The following is an 18,056-nucleotide window of genomic DNA, read 5'->3' on the forward strand; positions in this document are numbered from 1 at the left end:
AGCGTGTCGAATCCTATCGTAAGAAGCGTCTGCGTGACGTTCGCGCTGGTTTCGCACGGACGACGAAACATATGGTCTTAGACGAGAACCTTGTCCGGCCGCGCCAGCGCGTCGAGGTCGGTGTTCGCGTCGATCTCGAGCAGGGTTTTGATATGCCCGTCGCGAATGTCATAGACCCAGCCGTGCAGCCACAGCTCGCGCTGTTCGGCAAAGGCCTTCTGGATGGTGTCGAGCCGGGCGAGATGGCGCAGCTGTTCCATCACGTTGACCTCGACCAGCCGGTTCACCTTGGCGGCGCGGTCGGGCTGGATGTCGATCTCGTCCTGATGGCGATGGAGGACGTCGCGCGCATTGCCCAGCCACTGGTCGAGGGGGCCCTGCGTGCCGCCCTCCAGCGTCGCGAGCACGCCGCCGCAGCCATGATGGCCGCACAGGATGACGTGGCGCACCTTCAGCACGTCGACTGCATATTGCACCACCGACAACAGGTTCAGGTCGTCGTCATGGACCAGGTTGGCGATGTTGCGGTGAAGGAACATGCCGCCCGGCGGGGTCATGGTCATCTGTTCGGGCGTCACCCGGCTGTCGGAACAGCCGATCCACAGGAAATCGGGCTTCTGCCCCGCCGTCTGGCGCTGGAAGAAGTCGGCCTTCTCCTCGAGGAGTTCGGTCGCCCATGCCTTATTGGCGAGGAGGAGCTGCTTATATTCCCTCATGCGTAGCGCACTCCCGTCGATGGGGCATTGATGAGCGGGGTGGTCCGCTCGGCGATGTCGCCGCGCACGATCACGCTGATGCCGCGGAATTCGGCGCCCTTGATGAAGGCGTTGATGATGTCGACATTGTCCAGGTCGACATAGGAGGTCGAGGACAGGTCGATCAGCAGATGGGCACCGTCCGGCACCTTGGCCAGCGACTTCTGCAACTCGTACTTGTGGATGAAGTACAGGTTGCGCCGCGCGCGGATCAGGCAGTCGCCGTCATCCTCGGCATAGGTTAGCGCGGGGCGGAAATTGCGCGCCACGACGAACACGAAGCCGACGCCCAGGCCGACGACGATGCCGATCAGCAGGTCGGTGCGCAGGATCGCCAGGATGGTGACGATGAAGGGGATGAACTGGCTCCACCCCTGCTTGTAGCGCTCGGTAAACAGCTTGGGCTTGCACAGCTTGTAGCCGGTGGCGATCAGCACGGCGGCGAGCGCGGCCAGCGGGATCTGGTTCAGCACGACCGGGATCAGCGCGACCGACAGCAGCAGCCATGTGGCGTGCAGCATCGTCGACAGCTTGCTCTCCGCACCCGCATCGACATTGGCCGAGGACCGCACGATCACGGAGGTGACGGGCAGGCCACCGAGCAAGCCGGAGACGATGTTGCCGCCGCCCTGCGCCAGCAATTCCCGGTTCTTGTCGGTGGTACGGCGGCGCGGGTCGAGTTCGTCGACCGCCTTCACGCTCAGCAGCGATTCCAGGCTGGCGACGATGGCCAGCGTGATCGCCGTGGTCCACACCGCCCCCAGGCCGATCGCCGAGAAATCGGGGAGCTGGAACTGGCCGATGAATTGCGATGCGCTGCCCGCGACCGGCACCCGCACCAGATGCGCGCCCGCCAGTTGCCAGTCGGGACGCATCGCGCCCAGGATCATGTTGCCGACCACGCCGATCACGACGACGACCAGGGGGCCGGGCAACAGGCGCAGCGGCCCCTGCTTGGGCTTGGCGTGATCCCACCAGAACAGGAAGGCAAGCGAGACGGCACCGATCAGGACCGCGCCGGGGGCGATGTCGTTGCTGACGCTGGTCCACAGGTCGGTGAAGGTGTTGCCGCCCGCTCGGCTGGCATATTCGAAGCTGCCCTCGAAATCGCCGTCATAGCCGATGGCGTGGGGGATCTGCTTCAGGATCAGGATCAGGCCGATCGCCGCCAACATGCCGGTGATGACCGAGGAGGGGACGAATTCGGCCAGCACGCCCGCGCGGGTGAACGAGAAGGCGAGTTGCAGGATACCCGCCAGTACGACCGCCAGCAGGAATACCTGAAAACTGGGCAGTCGCTCGATCGCCTCGAACACGATCACGGTCAGGCCGGCGGCGGGGCCCGCGACCGACAGCGGCGACTTGGACAGGAACCCGACGACCAGGCCGCCCGCGATCCCAGCGATCATGCCCGCAAAGGGCGGCGCGCCGGACGCGACGGCGACACCCAGGCATAGCGGCAGCGCAACGAGCGCCACAACGATCGACGCCGGCACATCCGCTCGCGCGTTGGCCAGGAAGGAACGATTTTGGGCCAAGCTGGCTCCTGACGATGCTGATGTCCGCATATGCCCGGCATGGACATGAATATATGATGACGTATATTTCATGAACGAGGGAACCATTGGCGGTCAAGCGATTCAAAAGGGCATTTTGGGGCAACCTGGGGCAAAGCGTGCCGTCCATGCTTGCACCGGCGGGGAAGTCGCCTAAATCGACCGCGTGGCGCGTTCTACTACTCGATCAAACGACTGGGGTTTTCCTCGCTGGCGCAGCTATGGCGCGTCGCGGGAGGCCAAGCCCGTGCGCATATGCGACCGGCATGGCTGTGACCAGCCGGGCAACTGTCCGGCCCCCAAATCCCCCAACAGCCCCGACCGCTGGTATTTCTGCGAAACCCACGCCGCCGAGTATAATCGCGGCTGGGATTATTTTCAGGGCCTGAGCGCGGAGGACGCCGCAGAGCGCGAGGCGTCCGAGCGGCGGACGAGCGCGGGTTACGCCCAGTCGAAGCATCAGGCCTGGGCAGGCCCCGGTGACGGCACCCGTTCGCGCGACGAGATGCGCGCGCTCGATGCGCTGGGCCTGGAACCGGACGCCGAGTTCGACCTGATCCGCGCGACCTGGCGTGGGCTGGCCAAGGCCAATCACCCCGACATCCGGCCCAACGATCCCGAGGCAGCGACCAGGTTCCAGCAGGTGCAGGCGGCCTATGAAGTGCTGCGCGCCGCCGAGGAACGCCGCAGCTGGAAGCCCGAATGATCCGCCGCGCCAAGTCTGAGTGGGAGGCGACGGTCCTTGTCTGCGGCAAATGCTCGAAGAAGGTCGATGGCGGCTTCGGCCCCAAGGGCAAGACGCCGCTGGCCAAGGCGCTAAAGCGGATCTTCGGCAAGGGGCGCAAGGCATCCGTCGGCGTGGTCGAAACCAAGTGCCTGGGGCTGTGTCCGAAGAATGCGGTGACGCTGGTCGATGGGCGGCGACCCGGCGAGTGGCTGGTCGTGACGCCGGACGAGGATGTCGAGGTGATCGCGGCGCGGCTGGGGCGGGGGTGACTTTCCCGGGCTGGTCTCGGTGAGACCCCGGAGCCCTCCCCCATCCCCTCCCGCCTGCGGGAGGGGAGCGGTTGTTTGAAGCATTGGGCCCGCTTCATTTAACTTTGTCCATCAGGCTATCGGAGAGTTGATTGCCATTCCGATCCCTCTAGCCACCCCCCTCCCGCAGGCGGGAGGGGATGGGCGAGGGCAGGGTGTCTCACCGAACCCACACCCCAATATCAATACCGCCCGGCCGTCTCCCGGATCAGCGCGATCATGTTTGGAATCCCCTGCGTCCGGTTCGAACTCAACTGGTTCCTCAGGTCGAACGGCGCCAGTTCGCCCTCGATATCCGTCGCCAGGATATCCGCGGGTGCCTTGTCCTGCACCGTCTTCAGCACGAGCGCGATGATCCCCTTGGTGATCGCCGCGTTCGAGTCCGCCAGAAAGTGCAGCCCGGTGCCGTCCCCCTTGGTGGGATAGACCCAGACCGAGGCTGAACATCCCCGCACCAGGGTCGCGTCGGTCTTCAGCGCCTCGGGCATCGGCTCCAGCGCGCGGCCCAGATCGATCAGCAGGCGGTAGCGATCGTCGGCGTCGAGGAATTCATATTCGTCGCGGAGTTCGGCAAGATCGGACATGGCGCCCGCGCTACCGTGGTTCGCGGGCCGCGACAACCTTGCAAGGGCGTGTTCAGTCGCGGAGCAGCGCGTCGACCGAGCCGCCGTTGCGCGCCAGTTCCGCCGCCACCCGGCGACGTCCCTCATAATAGGCCAGCACGCGCGCATCCGGGTCCAGCTTGCGGATCATCGCCTCGTCCTCGGGGCGGATGCTGGTTTCCTGTGCGACATAGTCGGGATAACCCTCGCGCTTCCAGAGGGGCAGGCGGAGGGCCGCCCATTCGCCGATATGCTCGGCGACCAGCCAGTGGGTCATCTCGTGCGCGATGGTGCCGGACAGCGTACGCACGCCGCCCAGCGGCGCGCCGTTCGTCACCCGGTCGGCTGCGACCGAACTGCGGTTGAAGATCAGCGCATGGGCGAAGGGGCGTCGAAACGCGATCGAGCTTCGCGCACCGATCGACAGCATGTCCCAGCGCCAGCCGCCATCGGTCAGTACCAGCTGACGCGACAGCCCCGACCGGTTGATCGGGCTTGCCGCCAGCAGATCGTCGGCGCGGGCCAGCACCCGGCCCATCGCGGCCCGGTCGATGGGCCGTTCGGAGAGGACCGCCGTCCTCCCGAAATCGGCGCGATAGGGAAAGGCGAGCGCGGCGGGGACATGGACCACCCCGGCGACGAGGATCGCGCCGCCACAGGCGATGCGGGCCGCCCATCGGCGAATGACAGCGACCTGCGCCATGATCAGAGGTCGACGCCGGCGGCGATGGCTTCGAGCTTGCGGATGCGCTCCTTCAGGTCCGCCATCTCGATCCGCGACCCGGCCGAGGCGGCGGGCGGGTAGGGCATGTCATGCGCGCGGTCGATTTCGCGGCTCTTCAGTTGCAGCCAGCCGCGCCATCCGGCGAGCCCTGCGGTGACGATCATCGCCAGGCCGGCAAGGCCGGCGGTCGCGATCACGATATAGAGATTGGTGTCGGTCATGATCCGGGCTCCCCGTCCGTATCAAGAGTGGCTTAACGGTCGCGCAGGCGCTCGATCTCGCGGTCGAGATCGATGCTCTTGTGCTGATCGGTGATGACGCGTTCCAGGACCTGGACCCGTTCCTTGAGCTGCTGGATCTCTCCACGCAGCATCTGGGCGTCACGATTGCCCTCGCTGCGCAGATGCTCGACCATATCGGGGCCGAAGGTGCCGCGCTGCTTGTGCTTGGCCTTGAAGATGCTGGCGATCATCACGATTGCGACGATCATGACGACCATGAACTGTCCGCCATTCATTGCGGTAACTCCCCTCTAAAATTTCTGATATTCAATGCCGGGACCGCTCAGCGATCGCGCAGCGCGTCGATTTCGCGGGCGGTCCGCTCGGCAGGGTCGGTGGCGATGCGCTCCAGCACCGCGATCCGCTCCTCCAGTCGAGAGACCTGGCCGACCAGTTTCTGGTTCTCGGCGGTCAGCAGTTCGACCTTGCGACCCTCGGCCATGTCGCCCTTGTGGGACATGCCGCCCCAGTCGTTTTCCAGGCTGTAGCCATGTTTGGCCCGTATCCAGGTGGTCATCACCCAACCGATCGTCGATATTGCGATGATCGCCAGGACGAAACCGGGTCCTCCCCAAGCCATGATCCATACTCCCATAGGATAGTTGATGTGCAGGCCGCTCTCAGCGCAGGCTGTCGATCTCGTCGGCCAGCTGGCGGTTGCGGCTGGTGTAATGCAGCTCGATATCGGCGAGGCGACGGTCGAGATCGCGGAACTTCGAGCGGACCTCGGCGGTCGAGCGGCGCGGATTGCTGCGCACGCCCTGCCAGAACTTGGCGTCCTCGTCCGACTGGTACAGCCCGATCGGCTTGGCCGCTGCCATCCATGCAATCAGCATATAGGCGAGCGGGACCCAGGGCATGCCGACCCCGGTGAGGGTGAGCAGGACCGCGGCGACGCGGACCCACATCACATCGACGCCGGTATAGTCGGCGATGCCTGAGCAGACGCCCTTGAACTTGGCATTCTGCTTGTCGAGGTAGAAATTGGTGCGGCTGGCGGTCATCTCAATTCCTCCGATCGAGGCTGTAATCGGTCTGGCCCAGGCGCGGTTCGGGGCGCCATTCGGACTGAAGGCCGGGCTTGAAGTCGGGATTGTCGGCGGCGACGATCCGCTCGATCGTGTGCAACCGATCCTCCAGGCGGCGGGCGAGCAGGTGGAGCTCGTCGAGCAATTGCTCGTCCTCATGGGTGATCTTCGGAGCCTGCTTCCACTTGGTCAGATAGTGCAGGATCAGCCAGGGAAGCGCGACGAAGAGCGAACCGAAGAGGATGAAGGGTACAGCGACGCCGTCCATCTCACTCTCCCTTGTTCAGGCGCGCCTTGAGCGCGGCGAGTTCGGCATCGACCCGGTCGGACGCGCGCAGTTCGGCGATCTCGTCCTCGAGCGTCTTCGGGTTCGACCCCAGGCCCAGCGCTTCCGCGCGACCCTCGGCCTCGTCCACCTTGCGCTCCAGAATGTCGAAGCGGCTGAACGCGTCGTGCGTCTTCGGGCCGTTCCACATCTCGCGCAGGCGATAGCGGTTGTTGGCGCTTTCCAGACGGGTCTGCACCGCATTCTGCTTGGTCCGCGCCTCGCGCAGCTTGTTCTGCAGCTTGGCGATGTCCTCTTCCGACGCGCGCAGCGCATCGTCGAGCACCTGGACTTCGGCCTTCAACTGGTCGGCCATGTCGGCGGCCTTCTGGCGTTCGATCAGCGCGGCCTTGGCCAAGTCCTCGCGATCCTTCGACAGCGCCAGCTCGGCCTTTTCGGTCCAGCTGTCCTGAAGCTGGTCCAGCTTGGCGATGTGGCGGCGAATTTCCTTCTGGTCGGCGATCGTGCGGGCGGCAGAGGCGCGCACCTCGACAAGCGTTTCCTCCATTTCGAGGATGATCATGCGGATCATCTTCGCGGGGTCTTCCGCCTTGTCCAGCAGGTCGGCGAAATTGGCGGCGACGATGTCGCGGGTGCGGGAGAAAATGCCCATCGGATACTCCTTGATGGCGGCTATTCGGGGATTATGCGGTCGGGGCTTCGATCGCCGCAACCATGCCCTGTGTGGGGGCGACATGCGCCGGGGCGAGGGCGCCCATCAGGCAGGTCGCGCTCATCACGACGGTGCAGGCGATGGCGGCGATCTGGCGGGTGAAGGTGGTGGCGAACATGGTGGAAACTCCCTGATTTTCTTGTTTCGGTCCGCTTATCGGCGGGATGCCAGAAGCATTGCAGGAGGCGTGCCAATTCATAAAGTAAAGCAAATACAGTTGCTTATGGAATAGTTGCGTAGCCCTAACGATTGCACTCTTGCCAAGCGTTGGGAAAATCCGCCACCTGTTGGGAATGGAACGAGCGAGTCAGGTCATCGGCCAGTCGGGGGCCTTTCTGGATGCGCTGGAACGCGCCAGTCGCGCAGCCGCTCTGGACCGCCCGGTGCTGGTCATCGGGGAGCGGGGCACGGGCAAGGAACTGGTCGCCGAACGCCTCCACCGCTTGAGCGGCCGATGGGACCAGCCGCTCGTCATCATGAACTGCGCCGCACTTCCCGAAACGCTGATCGAGGCCGAGCTGTTCGGCCATGAGGCGGGCGCGTTCACCGGCGCGACGAAGGCGCGGGTCGGGCGGTTCGAGGAGGCCAATGGCGGCACGCTGTTCCTGGACGAGCTGGGCACGCTGTCGATGGCGGCGCAGGACCGGCTGCTGCGCGCGGTGGAATATGGCGAGGTGACGCGGATCGGCTCGTCGCGTCCCTTGCGCGTCGATGTCCGCATCGTGGCGGCGACCAACGAGCATTTGCCCGACAAGGTCGCCGCGCATCAGTTTCGCGCCGATCTCCTCGACCGGCTGTGCTTCGAGGTGGTGACGCTGCCGCCGCTGCGGGCGCGCAAGAGCGATATCATGGTGCTCGCCAATCATTTCGGACGGCGCATGGCGGCCGAGATCGGCTGGGAGAGCTGGACCGGCTTCGGCGCGGTGGCGACCGATGCCTTGATGGAACATCGCTGGCCCGGCAATGTCCGTGAGTTGCGCAACGTGGTCGAGCGCGCGGTCTACCGCTGGGACCGCGAAGGGCCGGTCGACGCCATCGAGATTGACCCGTTTCGCTCGCCCTATCGCCCGCAGGGACAATCGCCCGCCGCCGCGCGAAGCGAGCAGGGCAGTGCCCCGGCCGCAGAGCCGGCAAGTGACGGGGACGAGGTGGCGGCGTGTGACGTCGGGCCGTCCGACTTCAAGTCGCGCGTCGCCCGGTTCGAGCGCGAGTTGCTGACCAAGGCGCTGGCCGAGAACCGCTTCAACCAGCGGACCACCGCCGAGGCGCTGGGATTATCCTATGACCAGCTGCGTCATGCGCTTCGTCGCCATGATCTGATCGGAACGGTTGCGTAACCGCGTCGGGGGAGCCATTTGAGGCGCCCGGCGTTGCCACAGGCAAACCCCAAAGGAGCAATCACCATGGCTTTCGAACTGCCGCCCCTGCCGTATGATTATGACACGCTGGAGCCGGTCATCTCCAAGGAGACGATGACCTTCCACCATGACAAGCATCATGCCGCCTACACCAACAAGCTGAACGAGGCCGTTGCGGCCGACACGTCGCTTCAGGGCAAGTCGATCGAGGACATTCTGGCGAACATCTCGTCGGCCCCGGCCGCCGTGCGCAACAATGGCGGCGGTTTCTGGAACCATGACTTCTTCTGGAAGATCATGACCAAGCCCGGCACGACCCAGCCCTCGGGCAAGCTGGCCGAGGCGATCGAGGCGTTCGGTGGCCTCGACAAGCTGAAGGACGAGTTCAACACCAAGGGTGCGGGCCAGTTCGGCTCGGGCTGGGCCTGGGTGATCGCGGATGCCGAGGGCAAGCTGAAGGTCACCTCGACCCCGAACCAGGACAATCCGCTGATGGACGTCGTCGCCGAGAAGGGCACGCCGATCTTGGGTAACGACGTGTGGGAGCACGCCTATTACCTGACCTACATGAACGACCGTCCGGGCTATCTGAAGGCCTGGTGGGATGTCGTGAACTGGGACGAGGCCGGTCGCCGGTACGAGGCGGCCGTCGCGTAAGTACGCGGCTATCCGGTTCGGATAAGGAAAGGGCGGCTCTGACGGGGCCGCCCTTTTTCGTTCCTATGTTCTAAAAATGTGCCCCACTCCGGCGAAGGCCGGGGCCCAGGTGCCGCCAAGCCGATGGCGCGCCAGTCGGGCGAGGGGGAGGCAGATACCACCGGCCGCCGTTGCCTCCCACGCAAAGCCGGTCCACTCCCCCCAGGCTTCGCCCCGACTGGGCCCCGGCCTTCGCCGGGGTGGCGGCGGGAGCTGGGTGGGGGGCGTTTCACTCCACCGGCGGTTCTTCGACCTTCGCGGCTTCGGCGTTTAGCCCATGCTTCAACAGCATCGGGATGTTCGCAATCGCGAAGCCGATGGTCAGCGGCAGCGCGCCCCACAGCTTGTACCCGACCCAGAAATCCCAGCTCGAATTGCGCCACACGGCTTCGTTCAGCACCGCCATGACGGCAAAGAAGATCGCCCAGTTGCGCGTCAGCTTGCGCCAGCCGAGCTCGGTCAGCCCGGCATAGACATTGCCCAGCACCATCTGGATCAGCGGCCGCCCGGTCGCCAGGCCGAAGAACAGGATGGCCGAGAACATCGCGTACACGATGGTCGGCTTCATCTTGATGAAGCGTTCGTCGTGGAAATAGAGCGTCAGGCCGCCGAACACGACGACCAGGATGCCCGACAACCACAGCATGGGCGAAATGCGGCCCAGCTTCACCTTGCTGACGATCATCGCCACCACGGTCGCCGCCATGAAGACGCCGGTCGCGACCAGCACGCGCGTCAGCGGGCCCATCGGCGCGAGGAAGTTGACGGCAAAGAACAGGATCAGCGGGCCATATTCGATGCCCGCTTTCAGGCCGGGACCGGCTTCGGTCTTCGCGGCGCCGCTCACTTGCGGCCTCCTTCGATGCCCGCGATGATCCGGCTGACCTCGTTCGCATCGAAGGGGCGCAGGTCGGTCATGCCCTCGCCGACGCCGATGGCATGGATGGGCAGGCCGTATTTCTCCGCCGCCGCGACCAGCACGCCGCCGCGCGCGGTGCCGTCCAGCTTGGTCATGACCAGGCCGGTGACGCCCGCCACGTCCTTGAACACCTCGATCTGGTTGAGCGCATTCTGGCCGGTGGTGGCGTCGAGCACCAGCAGGATGTCATGCGGTGCCTCGGGGTTCAGGCGGCCGAGCACGCGGCGGATCTTGGACAGTTCGTCCATCAGCTCGCGCTTGTTCTGGAGCCGCCCGGCGGTGTCGACGATCAGCACGTCAATGCCGGTCGCGGTCGCCTGTTTCACCGCCTCATAGACGATGCCCGCCGCGTCGCCGCCCTCCTTGCCCGACACGATCGGTACGCCGACCCGCTCGGCCCAGGTGGCGAGCTGGCCGATGGCGGCGGCGCGGAAGGTGTCGCCCGCCGCCAGCATCACACCGTAATCCTGCTCTATGAACAGATGCGCCAGCTTGGCGATGGTCGTCGTCTTGCCCGAGCCGTTGACGCCGATGACCAGGATCACCTGCGGCCGGGGAAAGGCGTCGATCTCCAGCGGGGTGGCGACCTTGGCCAGCGCCTTCTCCACCTCCTCCGCGACGACCAGGCGGATGCCGAGATCCTCCATGTTCCGCTCGAAGCTGCCCTCGGCCAGGCGGGTGCGGATATGGCCCGCCGTTTCGGGGCCCAGGTCGGAGGCGATCAGCGCTTCCTCGATCTCGTCGAGCGTGTCGGCGTTGAGCCGCGCGGTGCCCAGGCCCGCCAGATTGCCGACCAGCCGGTCCGAGGTGCGACGGAAACCGCCGAGCAACTTGTCGTGCCAGGAGGAGGAAGAACTCATGCCAATTGTCCGATCAGATGGGTTTCGGTCGCCGCCGTGACCCGAACGCGGGCGATGCTGCCCGGTTCGGTAGCGGGGGTAAAATGAATATCGGCGAAGTCGGGTGCATGGCCGCGCGTGCCCGGCCGTTCGACCAGCACGTCGCGGACCCGCCCGACCTGGGTGGCCAGCCAGTCGCGGCGGCGACGCGCGGCGGCCTCGCGAAGCCTTGCGGCCCGTTCGCGGCGCAGGGGGTGGGGCACCTGCGGCATCCGCGCGGCGGGTGTGCCGTCACGCGCCGAATAAGGAAAGATATGCGCGTGGACGATATGGGCGTCGTCGATCAGCGCCAGCGTGTCCGCCGCCATCGCATCGTCCTCGGTCGGGAAGCCCGCGATCAGGTCCGCGCCGATCGCGATGTCCGGCCGTGCGGTCAGCAGCCGCTCGACGATCGCCACCGACTGTGCGCGGCTGTGGCGACGCTTCATCCGCTTGAGGATCAGGTCGTTGCCCGCCTGTAGCGAGAGGTGGAGATGCGGCATCACCCGCGCCTCGCCCGTCACCAGTTCGAACAGCCGGTCGTCGATCTCGATCGAGTCGAGCGAGGACAGCCGCAGCCTGGGCAGGGCGGGGACATGGGTCAGGATACGCTCGACCAGCAGGCCCAGGCTGGGCGCGCCGGGCAGGTCATGGCCGTAGCTGGTCAGGTCGACGCCGGTCAGCACGACCTCCCGGTGGCCCAGCTCGACCGCGCGCGCGATGCGGTCGATGATCAGCCCTGCGGGCACCGAGCGGCTGGGCCCGCGTCCCGTCGGGATGATGCAGAAGGTGCATGAATGGTCGCATCCGTTCTGCACCTCGACAAAGGCGCGCGCATGACCCGCAAAGGCGGCGGTCAGGTGCGGTGCGGTCTCGACCACCCGCGACAGGTCGGTCACCAGCATCGGTTCGGAGGAGGCCCAGCTTTCGGGGCGCAGCTTGTCGGCATTGCCCAGCACGCGCGCGACCTCGGGCATGGCGGTAAAGCTCGCCGGGTCGATCTGTGCGGCGCACCCCGTCACCACGATCTGCGCATCGGGCCGGGCTTTGGCCGCGCGGCGGATCGCGGCGCGGGTCTGTTTCACCGCTTCGTTGGTCACGGCGCAGCTGTTGACGACGACCATGTCCCCACGCCCGGCGGCCAGCGCACGGATCGTTTCGCTCTCGGCGATGTTCAGGCGACAGCCCAAACTGATAATCTCTGGTCCAGGGAGGGACGACATGACCGCCGATCTAGGGATGGATGAACGACGTGTCCACGCGGACGCGAAAGCCGTGCTCGACTTCTGGTTCGGACTGGCCCCCGAAAAGCATTTCGCCAAGGACGAAGCGCTCGACCGGACCATCACCGAACGTTTCGGCGTGCTTCGCGATCGGGTGCTGGCGACCCAGGCCATGGGCTGGCGCGACGATCCCGACACGCTGCTGGCGGCGATCCTGCTGCTCGACCAATTTTCGCGCAATCTGCACCGGGACTCCGCCCAGGCCTATGCCGCCGATCCGCTGGCCTTGGCCTTGTGCCTGCACGCGATCGATGCGGGGTGGGAAGACCGCTATCCCTTGGAACGGCTGGCTTTCGTCTACATGCCGCTGATGCATGCCGAATCGCGGGCCATGCAGGATCTGAGCGTCGCCCGCTTCGCGGCGCTGGGGCGGGCGGAAAACCTGGCCTTCGCGCATGATCACCGCGACGTCATCCGTCGGTTCGGGCGCTATCCCAGCCGCAATGCCGTGCTCGGCCGTGCCTCGACCGAGGAGGAACAGGCCTATCTCAGCCAGCCAGGCGCGGGCTGGTAAGCGGCGTCGCCGATGCGCCGACCAGGAGGCGCTTTTCGGCCAGCAACTGCCGCGCCTGCGCCGGGTCGAGCGGTGGGCCATAATGCGGACCCTGACCGTGCGAGCAGCCGATCTGGCGAAGCCGCGCCTCGATCACGGCGTCGCGCACGCCCTTGGCGGCGATCGGCAGGTGCAGGCTGTCACCCAGCTGGACGATGGCCGTCACGATCGCGCAGCAATCCGGGCTGGCGGCCATGTTCCGGATCAGTTCGGCGTCCATCCGGACCCGGTCGAAGGGCAGGGCGCGCAGATGCGCCAGGCTGGAATGGCCGCTGCCGAAATCGTCCAGCGCCAGCGCGATGCCCTGGTTCTTCAGGCTGACGACGATCGACTGGGCCAGCGCCAGACTGGCGAACAGCGCGCTTTCGGTAATCTCGATTTCCAGCCGGTGCGCCGGAAAGCCGCATTCGGTCAGCGTCTTGATGACCTTTTGCGCCAGCCAGGCATCCTGGAACTGCGAGGCGGCGAGCGGGATGGACAGGGTGATCGACGGGTCCCAGTCGCGCGCGGCCGCCATCGCCTGGCGCATCAGGGACAGCGACACCTCGCCGGACAGGCCGCACGCCTCGGCGATCGGCATGAACCGGTCGCTGGTCATCGCGCCCAGCGACGGGTGGTGCCAGTGGCCCGATACCTCGAACCCGGTCAGCCGTCCGGTGCCCAGGTCGATCTGGCCTGCGAACCGGGCGTGGATATCGCCATGGCTCAGGGCGGCGCGCAGATCGGTGATGATCGCGTTGCGCTCGGCCATCGCGTCCTCGAGCGCGGGGGTGAAGGCCAGCGGGCGGCCGTCGCCGCGCGTCTTGGCGGCGATCAGCGCGAGGTCGGCCTGGCGGACCAGCTGGTCGATGGTCGGCTCGCCTTCGTCGATCCGGGTCAGCGCGATGGTCGCACGTGGCGAGAATTCCTGATCGGCCAGCCGCAGCGGCTGGCCCAGCCGGATCGCCAGCCGGTCGGCCAGCCGTTCGATCCGGTCGCGGCTGCGCGGGTCGAAGGGGACGAGGCAGCCGAAACAGTCACCCTCGAACCGGGCGACGATCGCCTCGGACGGTGCCTCGCCACGGATGGTCTTGGCGACATGCTGGAGCAGCGTGTCGCCAGCTTCATGGCCGAGCGCCCCGGCAATGGCCCGGAACCGGTCGATATCGACGAGCAGGAGCGCGATGCCGCGTTGGCGCTGCCCCAGCGACGCGATCATCGCCTGTCCGGCGTCATGGAAATGGCGGCGATTGGACAGGCCGGTCAGCGGATCGCGCTGTTCGGCATCCGGGGTCCGCGACATCCGTGTCGCGGGCAATCGCCAATAGACGATCGTCGATGCCGTCGCCGTCGCGCAGAGCAGGATCTTGGCGGGCAGGTCCATGCCCAGTTCGATCAAGATGATCGCAATCGCCAGCAGGATCGTGCCGCCCGCGATGGCCGCGCTGAACAAGCGCGTGGACGCAGGCATATTGGCAACGATCTGACGCGACCCAGGCATGGGTGGAGGGGGTGACATGGCAGGGGTGTATAATGTGTTAACGGTGGGACCAGCCGCGACGGCGCGGCGGTGGGTGCCCTCGCCCGGCTTGCATGGCGTCACGTTTTCCCATAAGAGCGCACCCAGGTTCCGTTTCGGAATGTGAAGGTGAAGCGCCCGAGGGTGCACGCTGGCCGGCGAGGTTTCGCCCGCCGGCGCTTTTGCGTTTGGACGGTCCGCTTGGATTTTCAGCCGTGACCCTCGGGAATCGGCCGTTATGAGGTAAGGCGATGTTCGACAGCTTGAGCGATCGGCTTGGCGGCGTTTTCGACCGCCTTCGCGGCCGTGGCGCGCTGACCGAGGCGGATGTCCGCACCGCGATGCGCGAAGTGCGCGTGGCGTTGCTGGAAGCCGACGTCGCGCTGCCCGTCGCACGCGATTTCGTCGACAAGATCACCGAACAGGCGATCGGCCAGAACGTCCTGCGTTCGATCACGCCGGGCCAGCAGGTCGTCAAGATCGTCCATGACGGCCTGGTCGCGATGCTGGGCGCGGATGCCAGCGAGCTGCTGCTCGACGTCACGCCGCCCGCCGTCGTGATGATGGTCGGCCTTCAGGGCTCGGGCAAGACCACCACCACCGCCAAGATCGCCAAGCGGCTGTCGAGCGGGGCGATGGGCCGCGATCGCAAGAAGGTGCTGATGGCGTCGCTCGACGTCAATCGCCCCGCCGCGCAGGAGCAGCTGGCGACGCTGGGCACCCAGGTCGAGGTTTCGACCCTGCCGATCATCCAGGGCCAGCAGCCGGTCGAGATCGCGCGCCGCGCGCTGCAGGCCGCCAAGCTGCAGGGCTATGACGTCCTGATGCTCGACACCGCCGGTCGCCTGCACGTCGACCAGGCGCTGATGGACGAGATGAAGGCCGTGGCGGACATCGCCCAGCCCCAGGAAATCCTGCTCGTCGTCGACTCGCTGACCGGCCAGGACGCGGTGAACGTCGCGACCAGCTTCTCCGAGCAGGTGCCGCTGACCGGCGTGGTGCTGACCCGTATGGACGGCGATGCGCGCGGTGGTGCGGCGCTGTCGATGCGTGCGGTCACCGGCAAGCCCATCAAGTTCGCCGGTGTCGGCGAAAAGATGGACGCGCTGGAGGCCTTCCACCCCGAACGTGTCGCGGGCCGCATCCTCGGCATGGGCGACGTCGTGTCGCTGGTGGAACGCGCCGCCGAGACGATCCAGCAGGAAGATGCCGAGCGCATGGCCATGAAGATGGCCAAGGGGCAGTTCGACCTGAACGACCTGCGCGGCCAGCTTCAGCAGATGCGCCGCATGGGCGGGCTGGGCGCGCTGGCGGGCATGATGCCGGGCATGAAGAAGGCGCAGAACGCGCTGAACGATGCCGGTGGCGACAAGATCCTGCTCCGCATGGATGCGATCATCACGTCGATGACGCCCAAGGAGCGCAACAAGCCCGAGCTGGTCAACGCCAAGCGCAAGATCCGCATCGCCAAGGGTTCTGGCACCACGGTGCAGGACGTGAACAAGCTCCTGAAAATGCATCAGGAAATGGCCACGGCGATGAAGAAGATCAAGAAGATGGGCGGCATCAAGGGCATGATGTCGATGCTCGGCAAGGGCGGCCTGGGCGGCCTGGGCAATGCGCTGGGCGGTCCGCAGATGGGCGACATGCTCAACAAGGCGGGCGCCAACGGCCTTCCCGGTGGCGGGCTGGGCGGCATGGGCGGCGGCAAGTCGCCCGACGGCATGCCCAAGCTGCCCCCCGGCTTCGAAAATCTTCTGAAGAAGAAATAACCCCCGCGCCGGACGGAATGCCGGTGAATTTGAACTTTTACTCCAAGGACTGAAATATGGCTCTCAGCATTCGTCTGTCGCGTGGTGGCTCGAAGAAGCGCCCTTACTACCGCATCGTGGTGGCCGACGCCCGTGCGCCGCGCGACGGCAAGTTCATCGAGAAGATCGGCAACTACAACCCGCTCCTCGCCAAGGATAATGACCAGCGCGTGCAGCTCGACGCCGAGCGTGCGAAGCACTGGCTGGCCAATGGCGCACAGCCGACCGATCGCGTTGCCCGCTTCCTGGACGCCGCCGGTGTCCGTGAGCGCGCCGCTCGCAACAACCCGAACAAGGCGAAGCCGGGCGAAAAGGCCACCGAGCGCGCCGAAGAGCGTGCCGAGAAGCTGAAGGCCGCTCAGGAAGCCGCCAACGCTCCGGCCGAAGAAACCGCCGAGGCGTAATCGCTTCCCGCCCCGTACGGACCCCGGTCGATCGCGATCGGGTCCGCGCGGGGCACCGGAAGGCGGGGTCATGCGTTTCCCAAGCCCCATGGCTTTGGAGTATATGCGCATGACCCCGCCGACCGAACCCGATCCCCGGACCGCACCCGACGACCATGACGACGCAACCAACCAAGGCGTCTCCGCGCCAGACCCCGCCGAAGGCGGAAACGACGCCCCAGATGGGGACGGCAACTCGCCCAGCGGGTGAGCCGCGCGTCACGCTGGCGGTGATCATCGGCGCGCACGGCATCACCGGCGAGGTTCGGTTGAAGGTCTTTGCCGACGACCTGTCGGATTATCGTTCGTTCAACGACGGCGCGCTGACGATGAAATCGACGCGCGAGGGTTCGAACGGCGTTATCGCACGCTTTGCCGAGGTCACCGACCGCAACGCCGCCGAGGCGCTGCGCGGCACGGAATTGTCGGTGCCGCGCTCCGCCCTGCCTCCGCTGGAGGATGGCGAATATTATCATGCCGACATTATCGGCCTGTCCGCGATTGCCAGTGATGGCGAGGATCTGGGCCATGTCGCGCTGATCGAGAATTTCGGTGCGGGCGACGTGTTGGAAATCGAGCGTCCCGACGGCCGCCGCTTCATGGTGCCGATGAATGCGCAAGCCGTGCCCGAATGGGGTCAGGACCGCCTGATCGTGGAGCGTAGCTTCATCGCCTGATCGGGCTTTGCGCGTTCAACAGGTTGCGGATCGTCGTGGCGGCAACCCCGGCTTCGCCCATGGCGTGGCCGATCTGATCCAGCCCCTTCACCACATCGCCCGCCGCGAACAGGCCGGGGACCGATGTCCGCTGATGGTCGTCGACCTCCAGGCACCCGCTCGGGTCCGCCTTGGCCCCCGCCGACACCGCCAGTTCCGACCGGATACGCGATCCCATCGCCGGATAGACGCTGTCGAACGCCATCCGCCCGGTTGCCGTGTCGAGTGCGATCCGCTCGCCCTCGATCGCCCAGCCGCCGCACGGGCCGTCGACGCGTGCGATGCCCGCTTCGTCCAGCGCCTTGGCACATTCGGGATCGAGCTCATGCCCCGCGTCCGGCGCGATCAGCGTCACGTCGCGGGTGAACCCGCGCAGGAACAGCGCCTCGCGCATGCCATGGTCGCTGGTGCCGATCACGCCGACCCGCTTGTCGGTGACTTCATAGCCGTCGCAGACCGGGCAATAGCGGATCAGCCCGCGTTCCAGCGCCGGGTCATGGACTTCGGGCAGCAGCTTGCGGGGGCGGTGATTGACGACACCGGTGGCGAGCAGGACGGTGCGCGTCCGATATTCGGCATCATCGGTGACAACCCGGAAATGGCCGTCCTCGGGCCGGACCGCCGTGACCCGGTGGGGCGTGCAATGCGCGCCGTAGCGGCGGGCCTGGTCATGCATCCGCTCGAGCAGCGCCTTGCCGCTGATCCCCTCCGGGAAACCGGCATGGTTGTGGGTGCACGGGATCATGGCCGCCCGGCTCGACCCGCTGTCGAACATATGGATGCGCAGGTGATAGCGGGCGAGATAGATCGCCGCGGTCAGCCCTGCCGGTCCCGCGCCGATGATGATGCAATCGTCCATGGCAGGGCAAAGCGTGAGCGTGCGCAACGTTCCTTGGAGATCGGTCGTCCATCATGTATATAC

At 66.2% G+C, this 18,056-nt stretch carries 24 protein-coding genes; 8 read left to right on the forward strand and 16 right to left on the reverse strand.

The window, feature by feature from the left end; all coding sequences use genetic code 11:
* Window positions 1–77 precede the first annotated feature (77 nt).
* Both SOM26_RS07250 and SOM26_RS07255 read right to left on the reverse strand, forming a co-directional pair.
* A complete protein-coding gene (locus SOM26_RS07250) occupies window positions 78–716 on the reverse strand; it encodes a carbonic anhydrase (RefSeq protein WP_320452057.1) in 639 nt (212 codons plus the stop codon).
* A complete protein-coding gene (locus tag SOM26_RS07255; protein WP_320452058.1) occupies window positions 713–2,293 on the reverse strand; it encodes a SulP family inorganic anion transporter in 1,581 nt (526 codons plus the stop codon). Before SOM26_RS07255 ends, SOM26_RS07250 begins: the two co-directional genes overlap by 4 nt.
* Before the next feature lie 184 nt (window positions 2,294–2,477).
* Between SOM26_RS07255 and SOM26_RS07260 the strand changes: the two genes are divergently transcribed.
* Together SOM26_RS07260 and SOM26_RS07265 are read left to right on the forward strand one after the other, a co-directional pair.
* Window positions 2,478–3,017, forward strand: coding sequence for a J domain-containing protein (locus tag SOM26_RS07260; protein ID WP_320452059.1), 540 nt, complete (start codon window positions 2,478–2,480; stop codon window positions 3,015–3,017).
* A complete protein-coding gene (locus SOM26_RS07265; protein ID WP_320452060.1) occupies window positions 3,014–3,307 on the forward strand; it encodes a (2Fe-2S) ferredoxin domain-containing protein in 294 nt (97 codons plus the stop codon). The genes SOM26_RS07260 and SOM26_RS07265 overlap by 4 nt, the downstream gene beginning before the upstream one ends.
* A 221-nt stretch (window positions 3,308–3,528) precedes the next feature.
* On the opposite strand, the gene SOM26_RS07270 is transcribed toward SOM26_RS07265, so the two are convergent.
* The 9 genes from SOM26_RS07270 to SOM26_RS07310 all read right to left on the reverse strand — a co-directional run bounded on the left by SOM26_RS07270 (window position 3,529) and on the right by SOM26_RS07310 (window position 7,097).
* Complete coding sequence (locus tag SOM26_RS07270) at window positions 3,529–3,930, reverse strand: SufE family protein (RefSeq protein WP_320452061.1); 402 nt, start codon at window positions 3,928–3,930, stop codon at window positions 3,529–3,531.
* A gap of 52 nt (window positions 3,931–3,982) precedes the next feature.
* Window positions 3,983–4,651 carry a hypothetical protein gene (locus SOM26_RS07275; RefSeq protein ID WP_320452062.1) on the reverse strand — a complete coding sequence of 223 codons (669 nt, stop codon included), beginning with the start codon at window positions 4,649–4,651 and terminating at the stop codon, window positions 3,983–3,985.
* A gap of 2 nt (window positions 4,652–4,653) precedes the next feature.
* Entirely contained in the window at window positions 4,654–4,893 is a 240-nt protein-coding gene (locus SOM26_RS07280; protein WP_320452063.1) for a hypothetical protein, read from the reverse strand.
* A 32-nt stretch (window positions 4,894–4,925) separates the two neighbouring features.
* Window positions 4,926–5,162 carry a hypothetical protein gene (locus SOM26_RS07285; protein ID WP_320452064.1) on the reverse strand — a complete coding sequence of 79 codons (237 nt, stop codon included), beginning with the start codon at window positions 5,160–5,162 and terminating at the stop codon, window positions 4,926–4,928.
* Between the two features lie 74 nt (window positions 5,163–5,236).
* A complete protein-coding gene (locus tag SOM26_RS07290) occupies window positions 5,237–5,533 on the reverse strand; it encodes a hypothetical protein (RefSeq protein WP_320452065.1) in 297 nt (98 codons plus the stop codon).
* 40 nt (window positions 5,534–5,573) lie between these two features.
* Window positions 5,574–5,957 carry an envelope stress response membrane protein PspC gene (gene pspC, locus SOM26_RS07295; RefSeq protein WP_320452066.1) on the reverse strand — a complete coding sequence of 128 codons (384 nt, stop codon included), beginning with the start codon at window positions 5,955–5,957 and terminating at the stop codon, window positions 5,574–5,576.
* Window position 5,958: 1 nt separating this feature from the next.
* The gene (gene pspB / locus SOM26_RS07300) at window positions 5,959–6,249 is read right to left on the reverse strand and encodes an envelope stress response membrane protein PspB (protein WP_320452067.1); all 291 of its coding nucleotides are present in this window, start codon (window positions 6,247–6,249) and stop codon (window positions 5,959–5,961) included.
* A gap of 1 nt (window position 6,250) precedes the next feature.
* Window positions 6,251–6,919 carry a phage shock protein PspA gene (gene pspA / locus SOM26_RS07305; protein ID WP_320452068.1) on the reverse strand — a complete coding sequence of 223 codons (669 nt, stop codon included), beginning with the start codon at window positions 6,917–6,919 and terminating at the stop codon, window positions 6,251–6,253.
* Between the two features lie 31 nt (window positions 6,920–6,950).
* Complete coding sequence (locus SOM26_RS07310) at window positions 6,951–7,097, reverse strand: hypothetical protein (protein ID WP_320452069.1); 147 nt, start codon at window positions 7,095–7,097, stop codon at window positions 6,951–6,953.
* A gap of 175 nt (window positions 7,098–7,272) precedes the next feature.
* On the opposite strand from SOM26_RS07310, the gene pspF reads away from it, so the two are divergent.
* Window positions 7,273–8,316 carry a phage shock protein operon transcriptional activator gene (gene pspF, locus SOM26_RS07315; RefSeq protein ID WP_320452070.1) on the forward strand — a complete coding sequence of 348 codons (1,044 nt, stop codon included), beginning with the start codon at window positions 7,273–7,275 and terminating at the stop codon, window positions 8,314–8,316.
* A 66-nt stretch (window positions 8,317–8,382) separates the two neighbouring features.
* Window positions 8,383–8,994, forward strand: a complete 612-nt coding sequence (locus SOM26_RS07320) for a superoxide dismutase (RefSeq protein ID WP_058746086.1) — start codon at window positions 8,383–8,385, stop codon at window positions 8,992–8,994.
* A gap of 268 nt (window positions 8,995–9,262) precedes the next feature.
* Here SOM26_RS07320 and SOM26_RS07325 read toward each other — a convergent pair whose 3' ends face one another.
* The 3 genes from SOM26_RS07325 to mtaB are packed head-to-tail and all read right to left on the reverse strand — an operon-like array spanning window position 9,263 to window position 12,053.
* On the reverse strand, window positions 9,263–9,880 hold the full coding sequence (locus tag SOM26_RS07325) for a septation protein A (protein ID WP_320452071.1): 618 nt from the start codon (window positions 9,878–9,880) through the stop codon (window positions 9,263–9,265).
* Window positions 9,877–10,812: a signal recognition particle-docking protein FtsY gene (gene ftsY / locus SOM26_RS07330; protein WP_320452072.1), complete on the reverse strand. Its 936-nt coding sequence runs from the start codon at window positions 10,810–10,812 to the stop codon at window positions 9,877–9,879. Before ftsY ends, SOM26_RS07325 begins: the two co-directional genes overlap by 4 nt.
* Window positions 10,809–12,053 (reverse strand): tRNA (N(6)-L-threonylcarbamoyladenosine(37)-C(2))-methylthiotransferase MtaB, encoded by a 1,245-nt coding sequence (mtaB, locus tag SOM26_RS07335; RefSeq protein WP_320452073.1) that lies wholly within the window; start codon window positions 12,051–12,053, stop codon window positions 10,809–10,811. Before mtaB ends, ftsY begins: the two co-directional genes overlap by 4 nt.
* Between mtaB and SOM26_RS07340 the strand changes: the two genes are divergently transcribed.
* A complete protein-coding gene (locus tag SOM26_RS07340; protein ID WP_320452074.1) occupies window positions 12,052–12,627 on the forward strand; it encodes a DUF924 family protein in 576 nt (191 codons plus the stop codon). The genes mtaB and SOM26_RS07340 overlap by 2 nt on opposite strands.
* Here SOM26_RS07340 and SOM26_RS07345 read toward each other — a convergent pair.
* The gene (locus SOM26_RS07345; protein ID WP_320452075.1) at window positions 12,602–14,098 is read right to left on the reverse strand and encodes a putative bifunctional diguanylate cyclase/phosphodiesterase; all 1,497 of its coding nucleotides are present in this window, start codon (window positions 14,096–14,098) and stop codon (window positions 12,602–12,604) included. The two genes, SOM26_RS07340 and SOM26_RS07345, sit on opposite strands and share 26 nt — an antisense overlap.
* Before the next feature lie 317 nt (window positions 14,099–14,415).
* Here SOM26_RS07345 and ffh point away from each other — a divergent pair, with 317 nt between their 5' ends.
* From ffh to rimM, 3 genes are all read left to right on the forward strand, one after another.
* Entirely contained in the window at window positions 14,416–15,936 is a 1,521-nt protein-coding gene (gene ffh / locus SOM26_RS07350) for a signal recognition particle protein (RefSeq protein ID WP_320452076.1), read from the forward strand.
* Window positions 15,937–15,992: 56 nt separating this feature from the next.
* A complete protein-coding gene (rpsP, locus tag SOM26_RS07355) occupies window positions 15,993–16,379 on the forward strand; it encodes a 30S ribosomal protein S16 (protein ID WP_007404083.1) in 387 nt (128 codons plus the stop codon).
* Between the two features lie 221 nt (window positions 16,380–16,600).
* Window positions 16,601–17,095: a ribosome maturation factor RimM gene (rimM, locus tag SOM26_RS07360; protein ID WP_320452360.1), complete on the forward strand. Its 495-nt coding sequence runs from the start codon at window positions 16,601–16,603 to the stop codon at window positions 17,093–17,095.
* Here rimM and SOM26_RS07365 read toward each other — a convergent pair.
* Window positions 17,085–17,993: an NAD(P)/FAD-dependent oxidoreductase gene (locus SOM26_RS07365; protein ID WP_320452077.1), complete on the reverse strand. Its 909-nt coding sequence runs from the start codon at window positions 17,991–17,993 to the stop codon at window positions 17,085–17,087. The two genes, rimM and SOM26_RS07365, sit on opposite strands and share 11 nt — an antisense overlap.
* Window positions 17,994–18,056 lie beyond the last annotated feature (63 nt).

The sequence above is a fragment of the Sphingomonas sp. CFBP8993 genome (assembly GCF_034044895.1).
In the GTDB taxonomy this organism is placed as follows: domain Bacteria; phylum Pseudomonadota; class Alphaproteobacteria; order Sphingomonadales; family Sphingomonadaceae; genus Sphingomonas.

Bases quoted from the DNA above. Each gene is read 5' to 3' on its own strand.
- SOM26_RS07250 (WP_320452057.1), bottom strand. From the start codon at position 716: ATGAGGGAATATAAGCAGCTCCTCCTCGCCAATAAGGCATGGGCGACC.
- SOM26_RS07265 (WP_320452060.1), top strand. From the start codon at position 3,014: ATGATCCGCCGCGCCAAGTCTGAGTGGGAGGCGACGGTCCTTGTCTGC.
- SOM26_RS07270 (WP_320452061.1), bottom strand. From the start codon at position 3,930: ATGTCCGATCTTGCCGAACTCCGCGACGAATATGAATTCCTCGACGCC.
- SOM26_RS07275 (WP_320452062.1), bottom strand. From the start codon at position 4,651: ATGGCGCAGGTCGCTGTCATTCGCCGATGGGCGGCCCGCATCGCCTGT.
- SOM26_RS07280 (WP_320452063.1), bottom strand. From the start codon at position 4,893: ATGACCGACACCAATCTCTATATCGTGATCGCGACCGCCGGCCTTGCC.
- SOM26_RS07285 (WP_320452064.1), bottom strand. From the start codon at position 5,162: ATGATCGTCGCAATCGTGATGATCGCCAGCATCTTCAAGGCCAAGCAC.
- SOM26_RS07290 (WP_320452065.1), bottom strand. From the start codon at position 5,533: ATGGCTTGGGGAGGACCCGGTTTCGTCCTGGCGATCATCGCAATATCG.
- pspC (WP_320452066.1), bottom strand. From the start codon at position 5,957: ATGACCGCCAGCCGCACCAATTTCTACCTCGACAAGCAGAATGCCAAG.
- pspB (WP_320452067.1), bottom strand. From the start codon at position 6,249: ATGGACGGCGTCGCTGTACCCTTCATCCTCTTCGGTTCGCTCTTCGTC.
- pspA (WP_320452068.1), bottom strand. From the start codon at position 6,919: ATGGGCATTTTCTCCCGCACCCGCGACATCGTCGCCGCCAATTTCGCC.
- SOM26_RS07310 (WP_320452069.1), bottom strand. From the start codon at position 7,097: ATGTTCGCCACCACCTTCACCCGCCAGATCGCCGCCATCGCCTGCACC.
- pspF (WP_320452070.1), top strand. From the start codon at position 7,273: ATGGAACGAGCGAGTCAGGTCATCGGCCAGTCGGGGGCCTTTCTGGAT.
- SOM26_RS07320 (WP_058746086.1), top strand. From the start codon at position 8,383: ATGGCTTTCGAACTGCCGCCCCTGCCGTATGATTATGACACGCTGGAG.
- ftsY (WP_320452072.1), bottom strand. From the start codon at position 10,812: ATGAGTTCTTCCTCCTCCTGGCACGACAAGTTGCTCGGCGGTTTCCGT.
- SOM26_RS07340 (WP_320452074.1), top strand. From the start codon at position 12,052: ATGACCGCCGATCTAGGGATGGATGAACGACGTGTCCACGCGGACGCG.
- mtaB (WP_320452073.1), bottom strand. From the start codon at position 12,053: ATGTCGTCCCTCCCTGGACCAGAGATTATCAGTTTGGGCTGTCGCCTG.
- ffh (WP_320452076.1), top strand. From the start codon at position 14,416: ATGTTCGACAGCTTGAGCGATCGGCTTGGCGGCGTTTTCGACCGCCTT.
- rpsP (WP_007404083.1), top strand. From the start codon at position 15,993: ATGGCTCTCAGCATTCGTCTGTCGCGTGGTGGCTCGAAGAAGCGCCCT.
- rimM (WP_320452360.1), top strand. From the start codon at position 16,601: ATGGGGACGGCAACTCGCCCAGCGGGTGAGCCGCGCGTCACGCTGGCG.
- SOM26_RS07365 (WP_320452077.1), bottom strand. From the start codon at position 17,993: ATGGACGATTGCATCATCATCGGCGCGGGACCGGCAGGGCTGACCGCG.